Here is an 18,832-nt window from a genome sequence, read left to right as displayed (position 1 = left end):
CCGGATACCCCATACGGTTATGGTGTGGGTATGAGCACGCCACCGTTGCGCAAGGACGCCGCCCAGAACAGGCAACGCATCATCGAGGTCGCCCGGCGATACGTCGATGACGGCAGACTTCTGCAGCTCAACGACGTGGCGCGGACCGCATCCATCGGCGTGGCCACCGTCTACCGGCACTTTCCGACGCCGGAAGCGCTGTTGGAGACCGTCGCGCTGCCTGCCGTCGAGAAGTTGCTGCGGCAGGCCGAGCACGCATTGGCCGAAGACGACCCCTGGACGGCGTTGCGTGATTTCCTCGCCGCAGCGATCGAAGTCCTGCTGACCGACCCGGCGCTCCCTCCGGTGTTCGCCGCGGGCACTGACGCCCTGGAGCACACCGGCGACCTCAAACGAAGGCTCGTCACAGCCTTCGCCGAGCTGCTGGCACGCGCGCACGCGGCGGGAGTCATCGATTCCGGCGTCACCGAGTCGGACATGACCCCTCTGCTGTGCGGCGTTGCCTACGCCGCGAACATCCAGAGTGCCCTCGACCCGACCGAACGAGCCACGCTCGGCCTGCGCTACCTCGACCTGCTCCTCACCGGCCTGCACCGCGGGTCTGTCAAACCAGCGGCTCTGCCCCCCTCCCGCTGAAGATCGGCGCCATGCGCGGGCCGAGGAGGTCCTTCGAGGCGGCCGGGGAGTTGTCGGACGGCTGCCACCACGCCCTCAGCTACACCCGCGAGGCCTACGACTACGCGGTACAGCACATCAGGGCGGGCGCGGAGCGGGCCGGCAAGGACTGGCGCGCGCTGGACATCGGGGCCTGGGTGGTCTTCGCCGCGGGCCCGGACTCGGCGACGGCGAAGGAGGCGGCCCGCAGCATGGTCGGCATCTACGCTTCCTCCATGCCGACGGAGCAACTGCGCCGCAACGGCGTCGATCCGGCGGAGCTGGAACCGGTCGTCGAGGCGATCGGCGCGGGCGACCTGGCATGCGGCATCGAACTCACCACCCCGGAGATCGCCGACCGCCTCTCGGTCGCGGGCACACCGGAGGAGTGCCGGGAGAAGATCGAAAGGGAGATCGCCCCCAGCGGCGTCAACCACATGATCTGCGCCATCACCGACCGCACCCTGGTGAAGACCTTCACAGGCGGCGACCTCCCGGACACGGCAGACGTGAACACACAGCTGCGGCTCATCGCGGAGCGGGTGATGCCGGGGGCCGGGTGAGACGGTAAATCGGGAGAGCCACTCAAAGTAACTGTAAGGTTACTCGTTTCTTCCATACTATGACCCGTTTGAGTAAGTTCGTTTTGAGCTCCTCCCGGGGGAAGTGAGCATCGACCTCGTCGTGGCCGATCGGCCGGTGCTCCCGCGCCGTCAGGCGGCTGCCGAGCCGGAGGCCCCGGACGGCATGGAACCGCTACCGGAACGACCGGAATCGATCACGCCCCCCTCCACGGGTGGGGCCTGACGGCCCGCCGGATGCGGAGACATCAGGGCCCGAGGTCGATGAGACGGACGGGCTGCCCCTTCCACGCCTCGGGTGCGATGGTGGCGATCATCGCGCCGTTCGGACGTTCGGCCGTGGGCTCGGCGGCATACCGGACGTGAGCCGGAGCCCAGGAGGTCTCGCGGGCCACGGCGAGCGCGGCGGACAGATCCAGCTCCAGGACGGCGACCCCGGGCAGCGCGGCGAGATGCTCCGCGGTGCCGGGCCGGATGCGGTCCGCCGCCACCAGGGCACAGGCGGGGGCGTAGAGGAACCAGCCGGCCTCGGTCTGAGCACGATGGATCAGCCTGGAGGCAAGCACGTTGCCCTTGCCGGCCGCGACCATCGCGGTGTCGTCGAGGACGACGTGCAGAGCTTCTGTCGTCACCTGGCGCCTGCTTCACTCAGCCGTCGGTCGAGTTCGGCGTCGAGAGCCGCCTGTTCGCTGGGGCTCGGGTCGTAGCCGTTCCACTCGCGCAGGGCGACGCGAGTCTGCTCGGCGCGCTCTGCTCGCTCTTCGGGCGTGAGCAGCGTCTCGGCGAGGTGGGAGAGGTACCCCCTCAGGGACATGCCTTCAGAGGAAGCTATACGGGCGAGCCTGTCACGGGCTTCGGCCGGGATACGGACGTTGGCGTCGGACATGCTGCCTCCTCGATCTGGATTACCAGGGTACGGGTACGAGTACGTACCCGTCCATCGCCGTTCCGGGCGTCCGAGCCGTGGGGGTTTGTTGAGCACGCTCTACCGTCCCACGGGGCCGGACAGGCGTTCCGGCCGTCAAGGCGGACATCTCTTCGAGTGAGACGGACTTTTCGACCCCCTCGGACTCGGCCTCGTCGGCCGGCCGACTGAGCCAGGCATCGCACTCGACCTCGTACACGGCCCAGACCGTCTTGCCCGGGCCGTCGGCGCGCGGGTGCCAGTCCCAGCGGGTGGCGAGGGCGGCGATCAGGAGCAGGCCACGGCCGGTCTCGGTGGTGCCGGGAGCGGGGGCGGCCACCGCTGCGGGGCGCGGTGGGACGCGTTCGGCGCGGGTGTCGGTGACCTCCACGCGGACGGTCGTGGAGCGGGCGTCGGCGTACAGATGCAGTCGGAGGTGGAAGTCGCGGTCGGGGACGTGGCCGTGTACGGCGGCGTTCGCAGCCAGTTCGGCGGTGATCAGCACGATGGCGTCGTGCGCGTCCGTTCCGTACGGCACACCCCAGTCGTCCAACCGCGCGGCCGCCAGGCGGCGGGCGAGGCGGGCGCCGCGCGCGGTGGAGGTGAAGCGCATCTCGAAGGTGCGGTGCGTGGTCGCTGTCGCTGTCACTGGAGTGGGCGACGTGTTGCGCAAGTGAGGGCTGAGGTTGGTGCGTTGAGGGGTGCTGGTGGGCTCGCTCGTCATGGCTACCAAGGTCGCGTCGGTCGCGTAGCGTGACCAGTGGTGACGCACTGACGCGATCTGCTGTACGCACTGCGCCTCCGCGAGTACGAAGCGCGCGGCGTGACAGCGCTCCCGGCCGGGCGTTGGATCAAGGAGGCGATGTTCCATGACGGAGGTCGTGAGTGGTGAGGACGGCGGCGAGGACGGGCGCCGTCCCGAGGACGGGGCCGGAAAGGGTGTCGTCGGGGCGTTCGGGCAGACCCTGAAGGCGCTCCGGCTGCGGGAGGGGCTGGACCGGGGGGAGTTCGGGAACCGGATCGGGTATTCGGCGGCCACGATCGCGTCGTTCGAGCAGGGGCGGCGCATCCCGTCGCCCGCGACGATCGACCGGGCGGACGAGGTACTGGGGGCCGGCGGACTGCTGTGCCTGTGGAAGGAGGAGGTGGAACGGGCCCAGTATCCGGTGTTCTTCCAGGGGATGGCGACGCTGGAGAAGGAAGCCATTGAGCTGGTGGCCTACGACACGATAGTGGTCAAGGGGCTGCTCCAGACCGAGGAGTACATGCGGGCTGTGCTCGCCATGAGGCGTCCTCCTCTGGACGAGGAGACCATCGAGCACCGCGTAGAGGCGCGATTGGCACGGCAGGAGATCTTCGACCGGCGCCCCGCTCCCATACTGAGCTTCGTACTGGACGAGTCGGTCCTACGACGTCCGTACGGCGGCAACTCCGTACTGCGCGGTCAGTTGGCACACCTGCTGCTGATGGGCCAGAGGCGTAACGTGGAGATCCAGGTCATGCCTGTCGATCGCGAGGACAACGCGGGCGTGAACGGGCCTTTCACTGTCGTCTCCCGCAGGGACGGCAAAAAGTTCGCGTACGCCGAGGCTCAAGGAATCGGCTCCTTGCAGACCGACCCGGAACAGTCGACTCTCGCGGCGGCCCGTTATGGGATCATCCGATCTCAGGCTCTCAGTCCGCGGGAGTCACTGGAGTTCATCGAAGGGGTGCTGGGATCTCTATGAACAACGCTGAGTCCTCGACCGTCGTCTCCGGCCTCACTTGGTTCAAGAGCAGCTACAGCGGAACCGAGGGCGGCGATTGCATAGAGATCGCGGCCGGTACGGCAACCGTGCACATCCGCGATTCCAAGGCCACCGCCGGGCCCGTGCTCGCGGTGCCGCGGGCCGCGTGGGCCGGGTTCGTCGAACTGGCCGCCGCCTCGGAGCAGCGCGGCTGACACCCGTACCGTCGCGCGCGCCCAGCCGGTCACCGTCGGGCGGCAGGGATCGTCCCGTGCGGCGGCGACCGGCGGTCGGTCACGGCGTGTGCGTGACCTCCACCACCACGCTGACCTGACCCATGTTGTCGTCGAGGCAGCCCTCGGCGTCGTTGACGCGGAGTTGGACCAGGCCCTCGCCGCCCGCCTTGAAGGTCTTGCCCTCTCCGATGGCGAGGGCCGGGGCGTCGTCCGTGTCCGCGATGCGGGTCACCAGTGCGCCGAACGAGGCGTCGGGGACGATCTTGCACTTGGCCGCGAACTCCAGGCGCTTGTCGGTCTCCTCGTCGTAGCCGCCCGGTCCGGTCAGGGGCATGAGTTCCTGGTCGACCGTCCACTCGCCCGCGCGGAAGCTCACGGTGACGGTGTCGCCCGCGACGACCACCGCGTTCTCGACCGGCTGCCAGCCCTCGTGGGCGTCCACGGTCTTCTCGTAGGAGGCCACCGTGGGCGTCTCGACGACGGGCGAGGCCACCGGTGAGCCCTGCGGGGCGGGGGTCACCACCGACTTGTCGTCGGCCCGGTCCTGCGTGTCGCCCCCGAAGGGCAGGACGCCGGAGAGGAAGAGTGCGCCGCCCACGACGGCGACGAGCGCGACGGGTCCGCCGAGCGACCACGCCAGCGGTCTTCCGACGCCGCCCGCCTGGCCCGACCCCGGGCCGTCCGCCTGGTGCGCCGGGCCGTGCACGGTCGCGGCGGCGTGCAGGGCCGTGCCTTGGGGGCCGGTCGGCGGCGGTGCCAGCCGGGTGTCGCCGGCCCGGGCCGAGGGGCCGGGGCTCGGGACGATGGTGGTGACGGCGTCGGGGGCGGTGCCGCCCGCGGCCGTGGGCGCCGGGGGCAGGGCCGGGACCGGGGCCGGGGCGGAGAGTTGGGTCGAGCCCGGGCCGCCGCCGGCCGCGGGCAGCGCGGCGATGTCCGTCCGGCCCTCCGCGACGGCGCTCAGGGCCGCGGCCACCTCGTCGGTGCCGGGGCGTTCGGCCGGATTCTTGCGCAGCAGGGCCTCGACGACGGGCCGGAGCGGGCCGAGGGAGTGCGGGAGCACCGGCTCCTCGTACACGACGGCGTGCAGCGTCGCGGCGTACGCGGGGCGGCGGAAGGGCGACTCACCGCCGCAGACGGTGACCAGCGTGGCGCCCAGCGACCACAGGTCGGACGCCGGACCCGCCTCCTGCGCCATGGCCCGCTCCGGCGCCATGTACTCGATGGAGCCGACCAGTTGGCCGGTGGAGGTGAGCAGTTCGCCGTCGTCCAGGGCCGCGATGCCGAAGTCGGTCAGCACCGCGTTGCCGTCGGGGCGCAGCAGCACGTTGGCCGGTTTCACGTCGCGGTGCAGCGTGCCCGCCCGGTGTACGGCCTTGAGGGCGGCCAGGACCTGGACGCCGAGGCGCGCGGTGTGGGCCGGGGTGAGCGGGCCGGAGCGCTCCACCTCGGCCGCCAGGGACGGGCCCCGGACCAGCTCCATGACGATCCAGAGCCGGTCCTCGAACTCGACCAGGTCGTGCACGCCGACCACATGCGGGTGCGGCACCCGGGCGACGGCGCGCGCCTCACGGACCGCGCGGCGCATCCGGGTCCGGTGGTCCTCGTCGCCCTCGGTGGCGATGTGCAGTTCCTTGGCGGCGACCTGCCGGTCCAGGAGCTGGTCGTGGGCCCGCCAGACGACGCCCATGCCGCCTCGGCCCAGTACGTCGTGCAGCTCGTAGCGGCCGGCGATCACGCGCCCGGAGCCCCCGTCGGCCTGCTGATCAGGAACGCCGGTCAGCACCGGTCCCTCACATCCCTCTCGCTACCACCCAGTGACCGCGCCCCTCGCGGCCCCCACCGCGGCGACACGGGCAGGCCCGGACACGAACAGATCCGGGCCGAAGAAAAAAGACGGTGGCAACAATACCGACACCGGTGGGTGGTTCTGCTCCAATCGCGGGACGCCGGAGTGACGTTGCCCTTAGGGGCACCGTGGGGACAGGCCGGTCAGCCCGCGAACGGGACCCGGGACTCCGACGGCGTCCGCCGGTCGCCGTCCGGGTGCTGCCACAGGCCCTGGGCCGCCAGGCGGGGCAGAACGCCCTCGCCGAACCAGTACGCCTCCTCCAGGTGCGGGTAGCCCGAGAGTACGAACTCGTCGATGCCGAGGGCGTGGTACTCCTTGACGCGCTCGGCGACCTCGTCGTGGCTGCCGACCAGGGCCGTGCCCGCGCCGCCGCGCACCAGGCCGATCCCGGCCCACAGGTTCGGGTGGATCTCCAGGCCGTCCCGGTTGCCGCCGCCGTGCAGGGCGAGCATGCGCTGCTGCCCCTCGGACTCGCTGCGCGCCAGTCCGGCCTGGATCTGCGCCACGGTCGCCGGGTCGAAGCCGTCCAGGAGGCGGTTCGCCTCCGCCCACGCCTGCTCGGCGGTGTCGCGGGTGATGACGTGCAGCCGGATGCCGAAGCGCACCGTGCGCCCCTCGCGGGCGGCGCGCGCACGGACCCGGCCGATCTTCTCGGCGACCTGCGCGGGCGGCTCGCCCCAGGTGAGGTACACGTCGGTGTACGCGGCGGCGATCTCGGTGGCGACGGGCGAGGACCCGCCGAAGTACACCTCGGGCACCGGGTCGGGTACGCGCGCCAGTTTCGCGTCCTCGACCCGCAGGTGCTCGCCGTCCAGGTCGACGGTCTTGCCCTGCCACAACTCCCGGACGATGTGCAGGAATTCTCCGGTACGGCGGTAGCGCGCGTCCTTGTCCAGGAAGTCGCCGTAGGCCCGCTGCTCGTGGGTCTCGCCGCCGGTGACGACGTTGAGCAGCAGCCTGCCCCCGCTCTGCCACTGGAAGGTGGCCGCCATCTGGGCCGCGAGCGTGGGCGAGACGGCGCCGGGGCGGAAGGCGACCAGGAACTTCAGGCGCTCGCTGACCTGGGAGACCATGGCGGTGGTCAGCCAGGCGTCCTCGCACCAGGCGCCGGTCGGGGTCAGCGCGCCCACGAAGCCCAGGTCCTCGGCGGCGCGGGCGATCTGGCCGAGGTAGGCGACCGTCGGCGGCCGGTTCCTTCCGAAGGCCGTGGCCGGGGTGCCGTGGCCGCCGCCGACGACGTGCCGGCTGTCGCCGTTGGTGGGCAGGAACCAGTGGAAGGTGAGGGACACGTCGGGTTCTCCGATCGGGCGCGGGGGGTGTCGTCAGGGGGTGGCCGGCCTCAGAGCAGGCCGTGGCGGGGCGGGCGGGTGCCGGTGAGGACGTGGCGGCCGATGTGCTGGACCTTCCAGCGGGTCGGGTCGTGCAGGGTGTGGGTGCGGGCGTCGCGCCAGTGCCGGTGCAGGTTGAGGGAGTCCAGGGCGGCGCGGGTGCCGGACACCTCGAACAGGGCGCTGCCCACCTCGACGGCGGTCCGGGCGGCCTGGACCTTGGCCGCCGCCACCGCGATCGACGCCTCCGCGGCCGAGTCGTCCGTGAGGCCGGCGGAGGCCGCGTCCACCGTCCGGGCGGCCTCGCTCAGCAGCGCCTCCGACGCCCGCACGGCCAGGGCGAGTTCGCCGAAGCGCTGGACGAGCAGCGGGTCCTCGACGGCCGTCTCCGCGCCGCTCTCGAACCACGGCCGGCTCTTCGTGCGGACGAACTGGGCGGCCTCGGCCAGCGCCCCGGCGGCGATACCGGCGTCGATGGCGGCGTGCAGCAACTGGGCGACCGCGCCGTGGAGTTGAGGGCCCTGAAAGGTGAGGTGGTGCGGCAGCACACGGTCGGCGGGTACGGCGACGTCCACCAGGCGTACGGTTCCGCTGGCCGTCGTACGCTGGCCCAGGCCGTCCCAGTCGTCGGTCACGGTGACGCCGGGGGCGTCGCGCGGGACGTAGGCGACGTGCAGGTTGTCGTCCTCGGTCCGGGCCAGTACCGGTATCCAGTCGGCGAACAGGGCGCCGGTGGAGTAGTGCTTGACGCCGTCGAGGGCGTAGGAGCCGTCCGGGCGCCGGGTCAGGCGGGTGCGGATGTCCTGGACGTGCTTCGTGCCGGCCTCGGACTGCGCGTTGCCGAAGCGGCGTCCGGCGAGCAGCTCGGCGAAGAAGAACGTCCGCTGCTCCTCGGTGCCCTGGCGGCGGATGACGTTGACGTACGCGAAGTGGCTCTGCGGGATCTGGGCGAGGCTGCCGTCGGCGGAGGCGAGCAGCCGGAAGACCTCGGCGAGGGTGGTGGCGCGGACGTCCGCTCCGCCGTGGTCGGCGGGGACCGTGACGGCCAGCAGACCGGAGGCGGACAGCCGGTCCAACTCGGCGCGCGGCAACCGGCGTTCGAAGTCACGGGCGGAGGCGCCCGGGCGGAACTCGTCGGCCAGGGCGGTGGCGACGGCGAGGGCCTCCGCGTCGTCGGCGATGACGTGTGCGGGCACGGCCGTCAGCTCGCCGCGCTCAGGTACGGGGCGCGGTCGGCCCGCCCGAGGGCGGCCGAGAACTGGTCGACCACCTGCCCGAGCGCCTCCGCGGCCCCGGGTGCGACGGTCAGGGAGCCGTCCTCGTGCGCGGTGATGTCCTTGTCCAGGGTGAACCAGCCCGGTACGACGTGGGCGGCGCCCATGGAGGTCAGGACCGGCCGCAGCGCGTAGTCGAGGGCGAGGACGTGGGCGGTGGAGCCGCCGGTGGCCAGCGGCAGCACGGTCTTGCCGGTCAGGGCGTACTGCGGGAGCAGGTCGAGCAGGGCCTTGAGGACGCCGGAGTAGGCCGCCTTGTAGACCGGGGTGGCCACGACGACGCCGTCGGCCTCGGCGAACAGGTCGCGGGCCGCGACGATCGCGGGGTGGGAGAAGTCCGCGCCGAGCAGGGCCTCGGCCGGGACGGTCCGCACGTCGAGGGGCGTCACCCGGTGGCCCTGGGCGACGAGCCGCTGGTCGAGGTGGCGCAGGAGGCGGTTGGTGCGGGAGGAGGCGGAGGGGCTGCCGGAGAGGGACAGGACGGTGGCCATGGGTCCTCTTTCGGTGGTCGTGAGGGGGGCGGCGGTCAGGCGTGCAGGGCCGGGGAGTCCGACCGCGTTTCCGGGTCCGGGAGCCCGGCCTCCAGTTCGCGTACGAGCGGCAGGACCCGCTCGCCGAAGTACCGGACCTCCTCGTGGTAGTGCAGGAAGCCGAGCAGGAAGAGGTCGACGCCGAGCCGCCGGTAAGCGACGATGCGCTCCGCGATCTGCTCGGGGGGGGCGTCGACCGGCGTACTGGTTGTACGTGGTCGGCGCCCGGTGCGGCGAGAGTGCGTGCATGGCGTCGCCGGGCAGACGGGAATGTGACGACAGGCCCCAGGTGTCCCGGGCGATGAGGAAGCCGTTCAGCCCGAACTTCGGCGGCGTACGCCCCGCCAGGTCGGCCGCCGCGCGGACGTCGGCGAGCTGCTCGACGACGCCGTCGAAGTCCTTGCCGTTGGAGAAGTACCAGTCGGAGACGCGGCCGGCCATGGCGCGGGCGGCGGTGGAGTTGCCGCCCTGGAAGATCTCCGGGTGCGGCCGCTCGGGCGTGTTGAGGGGCTTGGGCTCGAGGGAGAAGTCCCGCAGCCGGTAGAAGTCCCCGGCGAGTTCGGTGTGGTCCTCGGTCCAGATCTGGCGCAGGGCGCGGATGAACTCCTCGGAGCGGCGGTAGCGCTCGTCGTGCTCCAGCCAGGGCTCGCCGAGGGCGGTGAACTCGCCCTTGAACCAGCCGGATGCGACGTTCACGGCGAAGCGTCCGCCCGAGAGGTGGTCGGCGGTGGCGCCGAACTTGGCGAGGACGCCCGGGTGCCACAGTCCGGGGTGGACGGCGGCGATGACCTTCAGCCGCTCGGTGGCCAGCAGGAGGGCGAGGCTGAAGCCGGTCGACTCGTGCTGGAACTCGGCGCCGTAACTGGCCATGTAGCGGACCTGGCTCAGCGCGTATTCGAAGCCGTTGTTCTCGGCCAGGACGGCGAGTTCGCGGTTGTACTCGTACCCCCAGTCGGTACGCTGCTCGATCTTGCTGGTGACCAGGCCGCCACTGACATTGGGGACCCAGTAGGCGAATTTCGCGGGCGCTGCGGACATGCGTACTCCTGTTGATGACATGTGACGCCACCCTCGGGAACGCGCCGAATTCAGAGCCGATCCCACCAAGCTCAACGGGCTCAACGGGCTCAACGGGCGCGTGAATGCCCGGAATTCGGCATGCGTTCGGGAACACGGCCGTACCGGCGACGGCGGCCGTTCCAGGGGGAGGTGCGGCGGCGGATCGGAGAGGGAGGAGGGATCAGGCCGCGGCGCAACAGGAGGCGCTGGCTACGCGCGCGAGGTCGACATGGCGTCGCCGCGTGAGTTCCAGTCGCATCTTCATGTCCCAGATCGTGGCAGCGTCCGTACGCGGCAGTCAAGGTAAACCCGATAGGTCTCGCATCACGGACCATTGAATTTCACGAAGGTGTGACAGGGAAACCCTTGCACGGGCCGCGACCGGGACAGAATTCTGGGGCCGTGCGTACGGAACAGCTCGAATACATCGCGGCCGTCACCCGGCTCGGTTCTCTCCGCCGGGCCGCCGACGAGCTGCGCCTTTCCCAGCCCGCGCTGAGCGAGACCGTCCGGAACCTGGAACGGGAGCTGGGGGTCGATCTCCTGGAGCGCAAGCGGTCCGGCGCCACGATGAGCGCCGAGGGGCGGGAACTGCTGCCGCACATCGTCGGGGTCCTCGAGGCGGTGGACCGGCTGCGCACGGCCGCCGGTGAGCAGCACCGGGTCAGCCGGATGGTCCGGGTGGGGACGGTCAACGCGGCGACGGTCCCGCTGGTCGTCCCGGTGGTGCGGGAGTTCCGGGCCACGCATCCGGTCACCCAGATCGAGGTGGTCGCGGCACAGCAGGCCGACATCCACCGCTCGCTGGCCGAGGGCGGTTTCGACCTCGGCCTGGTCAACCACCTCGACGGCGACGACCTGCCGGCGGGTCTGCACTCCACCGAGCTGCTGCGGGGCCGGCCCGTGGTCTGCGTGCGCCCCGACAGCCCGCTCGCCGCCCTGCCGGCGGTCTCGGCGTCCGACCTGCTCGCCCAGCCGCTGATCGCGATGCGCACCGGCTACGTGATGCACCGGTACGTCCACCGGTACCTGGGCGGGCGCACGCCGTCCTTCTCGTACTCCACCGACGGCGCGGAGATGGGCAAGCTGATGGTCGCCGAGGGACTGGGGGCGACGGTCCTGCCGGACTTCAGCGTCGTCGGCGATCCGCTGGAGCGGCTCGGCACGATCACGTACCGGCCGCTCGCCGGGGACACGACGGAGGTACGGCTGATGCTGCAGCGCCGCCGCACGGACGCCGTACCGCAGGCGGCCGAGGACCTGCACGGAACCTTCGTGCGCCGGGCCCGGGAGCTGAACGGCGGGCGGGACACCGGCGCGGAGGGCCCCCAGGGGGACTGACGAGGCCGATCTCCGAGAGACTTAATTCAATCGCTTGATTTATTTACCGGCTTGCGATTTCCTACTGCACGACGGTTCCCCCTCCCCCACATCCGGACTCCCCCACACCTGGAGCACCCATGCGCGCACGGTCGGTCACGTGGTGAGCGCCGCCCGGTCGGGGGCGGGCGACCGCTCGGCGGCCACCCGTGCGGCGATCCTCGCGGCGGCCGAACGGCTCTACGCCGAGCAGGGTCTGGCCGCCGTCTCCAACCGGAGTGTCAGCGAGGCCGCCGGCCAGGGGAACATCGCGGCCGTCCACTACCACTTCGGCACCCGCCTCGATCTGGTGCGCGCCGTCATGGCCCGGCACGGTGAAGCCGTCGATCTGCTGAGAGCGCGGCACGCGGCCGAGGTCGCGGAGGGTGCCGGCCTGCGGGAGTGGGTGCGCTGCCTGGTCCGGCCGGTGACCGAGCACCTGGCCGGGCTGGGCACCCCGTCCTGGCAGGCCCGGTGCACCGTCCAGGTGCTCACCGACCCCCTCACCCGGAACCTGGTCACCGAGGAGGCGCTCGCCCGCCCCGGGCTCGCCACGGTGATCCGCGGTCTGGAGCAGCGCCTGTCCGGGCTCGACCCCGGGGTGCGCCGAAGACGCGGCGGCATGGCCCGCAACCTCATCACCCACACCTGTGCCGAACGGGAACGGGACCTGGCCGACGCCACGGCCCTGCCCTCCCAGACCTGGTCGGACACCGCCGACGAGCTGGAGGACGCGATCTACGGCCTCTTCACGGCCCCCGTGACCCAGCCCCTTCCCCATCCGCCCTCCCCCACCGAGGAAGCACCATGAAGATCACCGTCGACGAAGAGAAGTGCTGCGGCGCCGGCCAGTGCGTGCTGATCGCGCCCGAGGTGTTCGACCAGCGCGACGAGGACGGCATCGTCGTCCTGCTGGACGCGGAACCCGCCGCCGAACACCACGGCCTGGTACGCGAGTCCGCCAGTGTCTGCCCGGCGGCCGCCATCCACCTGGACGAAGCGTGAGCATCCCCGAGCACGTGCTGGTGGTCGGCGCCTCGGCGGCCGGCCTCACCACCGCCGAGGCGCTCCGGCGCAAGGGGTTCGGCGGGCGCCTCACCCTGCTGGGCGCCGAGGACGCCGCACCCTACGACCGGCCGCCCCTGTCCAAGCAGGTCCTCTCCGGCGCGTGGGAGCCCACGCGCGCCCAACTCCGCACGGCGGACGCGCTCGACGCGCTGGACGCGGAGTTCCTGCTGGGCGACCCGGCCGTCGCCCTGGACGCCGGGCGGCGCAGTGTCCGTACCGCTTTCGGCGCGGCGGTGACGGCGGACGCCGTCGTGGTGGCCACGGGCCTGAGACCCCGCGAGCTGCCGGGGCAGGACGGCCTGCGCGGCGTACACGTCGTCCGGACCGTGGCCGACGCTCTCGCCCTGCGCTCGGACCTGCTGGGAGCCGGACGGGTCGTGGTCGTGGGCGACGGCGTCCTCGGCGCGGAGACGGCGGCCACCGCCCGTTCGATGGGACCGGCCGTGTACCTGGTCGGCCCGCAGCCCGCGCCGATGACCGGGCAGTTGGGGCCGCTGGCCGCGGGACACCTCGCGGACCTGCACCGCCGCAACGGCGTCGCGCTGCGCACCGGCGTACTGCTGGACGCCCTGCTGTCCCGCGACGGAGCGGTCACGGGCGTCCGGCTGAGCGACGGGGAGGAACTGCCGGCCGACGTCGTCGTGGCCGCCGTCGGCTGCTCCCCGGCCACCGACTGGCTCGCGGACAGCGGCCTCGTACTGGACGACGGCGTGGTGTGCGACGCCCGCTGCCGGGCGGCCGAGGGGGTGTGGGCCGTGGGGGACGTGGCCCGCTGGCACCACCGGGGCCTGGGGCGGCTGCTGCGCCTGGAGAACCGCACCAACGCCACGGAACAGGCGTTGGCGGTGGCCGGCGACATCATGGGCGAGGACCGCCCCTATGTGCCGGTGCCGTACTTCTGGACCGACCAGTACGACGTGAAGGTGCAGGTGTTCGGCCTGCTGTCGGCCGAATCCCGGGCCGAGGTGGTCGCGGGCGACCCGGCCGAGGGCCGTTTCGTGGTCCGCCACGAGGGTCCGCGAGGGCCGGTCGGCGTCCTCGGCTGGCGGATGCCGAAGCAGACCCGGCTGCACCGGGCGAGCATCGTCGACCACTACACGAGACCACTCGAGAACGCGGCGCCGTGAAGCCCTGGCGCCGGCTGGCACCGCCTGACGCCGGCTGGCGCCGCGACGCCGGTGAGGCGAGTGCCTCATGCGCCGCCGCCCGGCAACCCCACCTCTCCCCCGTCCACTTGAGGAATCCCATGACGACTTACCCGGCCGCCCCCGACACCTCCCGCACCCCCGGCATCCCCGACTTCCCGGCGCCCCGCTCGTCGGCCTGCCCCTTCGCCCCCTCGCCGGAACTGAGCGCGCTGGCGGAGCACGGCCCGGTCCGCCGCGTCCGCTCCTGGGGGGACAGCACCCCCTGGGTGGTGACCGGTCACGCCGAGCAGAAGGTCCTGCTCTCCGACCCGCGCCTGAGCGTCGACTTCGCCAACCCGGGCTTCCCCAGCCCCATCGACCCCCGGCACAGCCGTGCCCACGGGGAGCGGCCGGACCTGAGCTTCGTGGGCATGGACGACCCGGAGCACACCCGGCTGCGCCGCATGATCAGCGGCACCTTCACCATCAAGCGGGTCGAGGCGATGCGCCCGGCGGTCCAGCGGATGACGGACCGGCTCGTCGACGAGATGCTCGCGGGCCCCAACCCGGCCGACCTCGTCCAGGCCCTGGCCCTTCCCCTCCCGTCCCTGGTCATCTCCGAACTGCTCGGAGTCCCCTACGACGACCACGAGTTCTTCCAGACGAACAGCAAGACGCTGGTCTCCGCCGTGGCCACCGGCGAGGAGCGCGGACGCGCCCACAAGGCTCTCGGGGACTACCTCGACGACCTGATCGGCGAGAAGATCGCCGAGCCGGGCGACGACCTGCTGTCCAAGCTGGGCCGCCACGTCCGGGACGGCGAACTGACCCGGCGCGAGGCGGCCACCATGGGCGTACTCCTGCTGCTCGGCGGCCACGAGACGACCGCCAACATGATCAGCCTGGGCACGCTGCTGCTGCTCCAGCACCCCGGCCAGCTCGCTGTCGTCCGCGACACCGACGACCCCCGGGTCGTGGTGGGCGCCGTCGAGGAACTCCTGCGCTACCTCAGCATCGTGCACCTCGGACGCCGGCGCACCGCCCTGGCGGACATCGAGATCGCGGGGCAGACCATCGGGGCCGGCGAGGGCGTCATCCTCCTCGGCGAACTCGCCAACCGCGATCCGCTGGTCTTCGAGGACCCCGACCGCCTGGACATCACCCGCAACGCCCGCCAGCACCAGGCCTTCGGCGGCGGCACGCACCACTGCATCGGCCAGCCCCTGGCCCGCCTGGAACTGCAGGTCCTCTACCCGACCCTGTTCCGCCGCATCCCCACCCTGCGCGCCGAGGTGCCGCTGGAGGAGACGCGCTTCAAGTACGACGCGGTGATCTACGGCTTGCACGAGCTGCCGGTCAGCTGGTGACTCGGCCGGCGGTCGCGCACGCTCAGACGGAAGCGGACCGGGTGAGCAGGTCCATACCGGACCAGTTCTGCTGCCTGAAATGGTCGAGCACGGCCGTCTCCGCCGGACTCGGATGGCGGCGCACACCGACGAGGACGGGCTCGGTCAAGGAGGGCCGGAGTGGACGGGCCAGTTCCTCGAATCCCTCGGGGATGGCCGAAGCCGGGGCCACGGTGACACCGAGCCCCTGGGCCGCGAGCCGCACCGCCGTGGAGATCTGGGAGGCTCGGGCCACCGTGTTCGGGCCGAGGCCCGCGTCGGCGAGCAGACGGGCGAGGTAGTCGTCGAGCAGGCTGGCCCGCCGGAACCGGATCCACCCCTCCGACGCCAGGTCCTCCAGGCGCAGGGCCCCGCCGTCCGCGAGAAGCGGGTGCCCCTCTGGCAGCACGGCGACGTAGGACTCCTCGCCGAGAGCGTGCACGTCGAACGCGCAGCCGGCGGGGACACGGTGCACGAGGACCATGTCGAGGATGCCCTGGCGGGCGAGCCGTTCCATGTCCGCGGGGTCGGGCTCCTCGTGGAGCGTCACCTGCAGCTTCGGATGGCGCTGCCGAAGCTGCCCCAACGCCTGGGCGAGCTGCCGCGCCCCCAGGCCCATGTGGACGGCGATGATCACCTCACCCGCCAGTTCCCCGTTGGCGGCGCGGGCAGCCGTGACGGCCCGCCGGGACGCGGTCGTCGCGACCTCCGCCTCCGCGAGGAACGCCCGCCCGGCGACCGTCACCGTGACTCCGGTCGGGGTGCGAGTGAACAGCTTCACCCCGAGATGCTTCTCCAAGGTGCCGATCTGCTGCGACAGAGACGGCTGAGTGACCCGCAGCCGCTCCGCTGCCGCCGTCATGGAGCCCTCCTCGGCAACGGCGAGGGCGTACTCGTACTGCCGCAGATTCATGCGCTCCACCACCGACGGCTATAGGGGATGCCAATACCCTACAAGCCGTCTCACCGCGGTTCGGACGTCAGCGTTTGGTTGCTTCGAGGATTGAGTAGGGGGTGGCCGTGGGCAATGTCCGGTCGAGGCTGAAGCCGGCGCTGTCCAGCAGGCTTCGGAACTCCTCCTCGGTACGCTCTTTTCCTGTCAGGACGCCCAGCATGGTGAGGTCGAGCACCTTGGTGAGATGAGGTGTATCGCCTGGCGGAACGAGGCCTTCGACAATAAGGATCCGAGCGCCGACGGTGGCAGCGGCGGCGATCGTGGTGAGTATGCGATGCGAAGAATCGTCATCCCAGTCGTGGAGGATGTGGCTCAAGACGTAGATGTCCGCTGACGGAACGGCGTCGAAGAAATCGCCGGCCACGAACTCCACCCGTTCGGTGAGTCCGGCCGCCGCAAGAGTCGGTTCGGCGTTCTCCACAGTGGTGGGCAGGTCGAACACGATGCCCTGCCGCTGTGGATCCGCGTCACGCTTGAGCAGCTCGGAAAGCACACTGCCGTCGGCCGCACCGATGTCGGCGACGGTACGGCCGGCCGGCAGGCGGTAGTCGTCGAATATCCCTGTGCGCAATCCGGCGGAGACATCTCCCATGGCCCGGCTGAAGAGGGCCGAGCGACCGGGATCGGCATTGAGGTAATCGAAGAACGGTTCTCCGAGGTACTTGTCGGCTCCCGGTTTTCCGGTGGTCACACTGTGCAGCAACTCGCTGAACGGCAGATAGTGGGTCTCCATCCACATCAGCGCCGCGTTGTACAGCGACTCGGGGTGCTTCTCCGAAAGCAGCGCTCCCACGGGGGTGGCCGTCACGGTATCGCCGTCAGTGCTGAACAACCCGTGGGGAGCCAGAGATCGCACCAGCCGCGCCAGCGGCTCGGGGTGGGCACCGGTGCGCTCCGCGAGCGTGGCCAGCGTCGTCGGTCCCTCCTGCTCCAGGATCGTCGCCACCCCGAGCTTGGCGACCACATAGGCGGCCTGCGACACCTGGAACCCACCCAGGATCGGAAGCAGTGCCGCACTCGGCGGCGGCCCCACGTGCTCATTCTTGTTCACTTCGTTTACCTCAGTCATCTTATGTTGCTTCGATTTCCCGGTTCTTCCGCGCTCGCCTTCACCATGTACGCCCAGGTTCTGCGGCGGTGCCAGAGGAAGCGCCGCGATCTTGCCGCGGCGATACGGCTGACGGCCTCCTCCCACTGACCCGACACGGCGGAGGGGTGAGACACCGCAGCCGTGGAGCGCCGTGCGGGTGACTCGCCGGAAGGACGCCGGCCGGCCCGTGGGGTTCCTGTGACTCGGCCGCGCCCTGTGCCCCACCCGCACGTTGGCCGATTGATCCGCGATCCGCCGCCCCGGGGTCGGTCGGTTCAGGACGAACACCACGTCCGCAGCCGTTGCCGGGACGGCTGGCTCAGGGGAAGGTGGCTGTGGGTGAGCCGCCGGAGCCGGGTTGGTGACAGGCAGAGACGGAGTACTGCCCTCCGGACTCACCCGATCGTCTTCCACAGTGCACAGAGCCTTGCGCAAGGCTCGAAGTGCGTGGTGTGCGCGTGACTTCACGGTGCCTGGTGGGATGCCGAGCACGACGGCCACTTCGCGTGTGGACCTGTCCGAGTAGTAGGACTCGTAGAGGACCTCCCGGTGCTTCCTCGACAGTGACCGGAACGCCTCTGCGAGAAGTACCGAGTCGAGCATCCGGTCGATGCCGTCGGACTGCGTCGGCACAGCGTCGAACGAACAGGCACGGTCCGCCTCCCGGCGCCGGGCCGTCCGCCGGTAGTCATCGATAACGAGGTTGCGGGCCACCCGGAACAGCCACGGCCGCAAGGACCCGCCGTCGCTGGGGTCCTGAGTCCGCCAGCAGCGCAGCAAGGTCTCCTGCACTACGTCCTCGGTCCGATGGTGGTCGCCCTGCAGCAACCTCAGGACATAGGCGTGCAACGGTCCCGCCAGTTCGTCGCAGATCACACGCATCGCTCGGTCCCGGTCGGAGACGGCTCCCTTCGAACCAATGACACTCCAGCTCAATGGCACGCTCCATCGTTCTGCGACGTCAAGGAGACGGTCGGTGGTCAGGGGCAGCGGTCGGCGGCCCGGATGCACCGGAAGTGTGACGTCCGGCGATCTACTTCGCCTTGTCAATCGCTTTACGGCCCGACCGCACCAGCCCTGTCCGACCCTCTTCGGAGAGCGTCAGCGCCGTCTGGGCACAGGAGTGGAAGCGCGGTCTCTGGACACCGGGATTCAGGCTCGGCGCCCATACGGCTGGAGGGTCGGGAAGGTCACGTTCTCGCGCGTTGCGGTCGAACTCGATTCTGATCGGCCTCCGTTGGGGCGGATGCGTCATCCCTCGGAGGCCGAAACAAGTGAGCGAGTTGCCCCGGTCCGCAGTCGGAACTGCTCGGGCCGCGTCCCAGTTTGTGCCCGGGCACACGTGCCGCCGGGCCTCCCTGGTCAGGCGATGACCCCACCCTCAGTGATCGGAGATATGAGGGTGTTGGGGCACGAGCTGAGCCATGTGAATGAGCACCTCTGGGGCGCCACCGCAACCGGCACGAGGACGGGGTGCTCTTCGCCGCCGGAGCAGCGACCGCGCCATCTGTGGAGGCTCACGACGGCGTCGGTCAACGTGGTGCGGAAGGATCCTTCGAGGTCCTTCGACGGACGCGCTCGGTCACCCACTCCCCCGGTGGTGGTTTCACCGGGATGCCGGGGGCCGTCCCGGGACCAGTCAGGCGGAGGCGTCCTGGAGGGCGGGGTGGGGGGACGGAGGCTGGACCCCGAGACGGGACTGCAGC

At 71.2% G+C, this 18,832-nt stretch carries 17 protein-coding genes and 4 pseudogenes; 9 read left to right on the top strand and 12 right to left on the bottom strand.

The genetic code is table 11. The annotated features are described in order from the left end of the window. Positions 1-30: 30 nt before the first annotated feature. Together IG94_RS44260 and IG94_RS0136540 are read left to right on the top strand one after the other, a co-directional pair. A pseudogene (locus tag IG94_RS44260) lies at positions 31-582 on the top strand (TetR/AcrR family transcriptional regulator); the annotation flags it as partial. Further along, positions 492-1,217: an LLM class flavin-dependent oxidoreductase gene (locus IG94_RS0136540; RefSeq protein ID WP_224220641.1), complete on the top strand. Its 726-nt coding sequence runs from the start codon at positions 492-494 to the stop codon at positions 1,215-1,217. The pseudogene IG94_RS44260 and the gene IG94_RS0136540, both read left to right, overlap by 91 nt. A gap of 266 nt (positions 1,218-1,483) precedes the next feature. Here IG94_RS0136540 and IG94_RS0136535 read toward each other — a convergent pair whose 3' ends face one another. The 3 genes and pseudogenes from IG94_RS0136535 to IG94_RS41160 form a co-directional block, all read right to left on the bottom strand. Further along, positions 1,484-1,825: a PIN domain-containing protein gene (locus IG94_RS0136535; RefSeq protein WP_211269718.1), complete on the bottom strand. Its 342-nt coding sequence runs from the start codon at positions 1,823-1,825 to the stop codon at positions 1,484-1,486. Positions 1,826-1,863: 38 nt separating this feature from the next. Continuing rightward, positions 1,864-2,121, bottom strand: a complete 258-nt coding sequence (locus IG94_RS0136530; RefSeq protein ID WP_031047861.1) for a hypothetical protein — start codon at positions 2,119-2,121, stop codon at positions 1,864-1,866. Positions 2,122-2,347: 226 nt separating this feature from the next. Further along, positions 2,348-2,863 (bottom strand): annotated as a pseudogene (locus IG94_RS41160) (ATP-binding protein); the annotation flags it as partial. A gap of 145 nt (positions 2,864-3,008) precedes the next feature. Here IG94_RS41160 and IG94_RS0136520 point away from each other — a divergent pair. Continuing rightward, positions 3,009-3,866, top strand: a complete 858-nt coding sequence (locus IG94_RS0136520) for a helix-turn-helix domain-containing protein (RefSeq protein ID WP_031047856.1) — start codon at positions 3,009-3,011, stop codon at positions 3,864-3,866. After that, positions 3,863-4,081: a DUF397 domain-containing protein gene (locus tag IG94_RS0136515; protein WP_031047852.1), complete on the top strand. Its 219-nt coding sequence runs from the start codon at positions 3,863-3,865 to the stop codon at positions 4,079-4,081. The genes IG94_RS0136520 and IG94_RS0136515 overlap by 4 nt, the downstream gene beginning before the upstream one ends. Before the next feature lie 79 nt (positions 4,082-4,160). Here the strand turns inward: IG94_RS0136515 and IG94_RS39840 are convergent, their stop codons facing one another. The 6 genes and pseudogenes from IG94_RS39840 to IG94_RS44445 all read right to left on the bottom strand — a co-directional run bounded on the left by IG94_RS39840 (position 4,161) and on the right by IG94_RS44445 (position 10,401). After that, the gene (locus tag IG94_RS39840) at positions 4,161-5,885 is read right to left on the bottom strand and encodes a serine/threonine-protein kinase (RefSeq protein WP_052411041.1); all 1,725 of its coding nucleotides are present in this window, start codon (positions 5,883-5,885) and stop codon (positions 4,161-4,163) included. A gap of 206 nt (positions 5,886-6,091) precedes the next feature. Then, the gene (locus tag IG94_RS0136505) at positions 6,092-7,240 is read right to left on the bottom strand and encodes an LLM class flavin-dependent oxidoreductase (protein ID WP_031047847.1); all 1,149 of its coding nucleotides are present in this window, start codon (positions 7,238-7,240) and stop codon (positions 6,092-6,094) included. Positions 7,241-7,290: 50 nt separating this feature from the next. Continuing rightward, positions 7,291-8,475: an SfnB family sulfur acquisition oxidoreductase gene (locus IG94_RS0136500; protein WP_031047844.1), complete on the bottom strand. Its 1,185-nt coding sequence runs from the start codon at positions 8,473-8,475 to the stop codon at positions 7,291-7,293. Positions 8,476-8,480: 5 nt separating this feature from the next. Beyond that, the gene (gene ssuE / locus IG94_RS42235; RefSeq protein ID WP_070387925.1) at positions 8,481-9,044 is read right to left on the bottom strand and encodes an NADPH-dependent FMN reductase; all 564 of its coding nucleotides are present in this window, start codon (positions 9,042-9,044) and stop codon (positions 8,481-8,483) included. Positions 9,045-9,079: 35 nt separating this feature from the next. Continuing rightward, positions 9,080-10,121, bottom strand: a pseudogene (sfnG, locus tag IG94_RS42225) (dimethylsulfone monooxygenase SfnG). A 202-nt stretch (positions 10,122-10,323) separates the two neighbouring features. Next, positions 10,324-10,401 carry a putative leader peptide gene (locus tag IG94_RS44445; RefSeq protein ID WP_351848321.1) on the bottom strand — a complete coding sequence of 26 codons (78 nt, stop codon included), beginning with the start codon at positions 10,399-10,401 and terminating at the stop codon, positions 10,324-10,326. Between the two features lie 143 nt (positions 10,402-10,544). Between IG94_RS44445 and IG94_RS0136490 the strand changes: the two genes are divergently transcribed. The 5 genes from IG94_RS0136490 (at position 10,545) to IG94_RS0136470 (ending at position 15,063) form a co-directional block, all read left to right on the top strand. Continuing rightward, positions 10,545-11,483: a LysR family transcriptional regulator gene (locus tag IG94_RS0136490; RefSeq protein WP_031047839.1), complete on the top strand. Its 939-nt coding sequence runs from the start codon at positions 10,545-10,547 to the stop codon at positions 11,481-11,483. Between the two features lie 139 nt (positions 11,484-11,622). After that, positions 11,623-12,312 (top strand): TetR family transcriptional regulator, encoded by a 690-nt coding sequence (locus IG94_RS0136485; RefSeq protein ID WP_372457611.1) that lies wholly within the window; start codon positions 11,623-11,625, stop codon positions 12,310-12,312. Next, positions 12,309-12,506 (top strand): ferredoxin, encoded by a 198-nt coding sequence (locus tag IG94_RS0136480; RefSeq protein WP_031047832.1) that lies wholly within the window; start codon positions 12,309-12,311, stop codon positions 12,504-12,506. Before IG94_RS0136485 ends, IG94_RS0136480 begins: the two co-directional genes overlap by 4 nt. Beyond that, positions 12,503-13,696, top strand: a complete 1,194-nt coding sequence (locus IG94_RS0136475; protein WP_031047829.1) for an NAD(P)/FAD-dependent oxidoreductase — start codon at positions 12,503-12,505, stop codon at positions 13,694-13,696. The genes IG94_RS0136480 and IG94_RS0136475 overlap by 4 nt, the downstream gene beginning before the upstream one ends. Positions 13,697-13,815: 119 nt before the next feature. Then, positions 13,816-15,063: a cytochrome P450 gene (locus IG94_RS0136470; protein ID WP_031047826.1), complete on the top strand. Its 1,248-nt coding sequence runs from the start codon at positions 13,816-13,818 to the stop codon at positions 15,061-15,063. A gap of 22 nt (positions 15,064-15,085) precedes the next feature. On the opposite strand, the gene IG94_RS0136465 is transcribed toward IG94_RS0136470, so the two are convergent. The 3 genes and pseudogenes from IG94_RS0136465 to IG94_RS43860 all read right to left on the bottom strand — a co-directional run. After that, positions 15,086-15,994 carry a LysR family transcriptional regulator gene (locus tag IG94_RS0136465; RefSeq protein WP_031047822.1) on the bottom strand — a complete coding sequence of 303 codons (909 nt, stop codon included), beginning with the start codon at positions 15,992-15,994 and terminating at the stop codon, positions 15,086-15,088. A gap of 67 nt (positions 15,995-16,061) precedes the next feature. Beyond that, positions 16,062-17,087 (bottom strand): acetylserotonin O-methyltransferase, encoded by a 1,026-nt coding sequence (locus IG94_RS43865; protein ID WP_224326192.1) that lies wholly within the window; start codon positions 17,085-17,087, stop codon positions 16,062-16,064. 471 nt (positions 17,088-17,558) lie between these two features. Next, positions 17,559-18,008, bottom strand: a pseudogene (locus IG94_RS43860) (sigma-70 family RNA polymerase sigma factor); the annotation flags it as partial. Positions 18,009-18,832 lie beyond the last annotated feature (824 nt).

The organism is Streptomyces olivaceus, from assembly GCF_000721235.1.
GTDB classification, from domain to species: Bacteria; Actinomycetota; Actinomycetes; order Streptomycetales; family Streptomycetaceae; genus Streptomyces; species Streptomyces olivaceus.
Note: the sequence above shows the minus strand (reverse complement) of the source record. Positions and strands in the feature narration are given on the sequence as shown.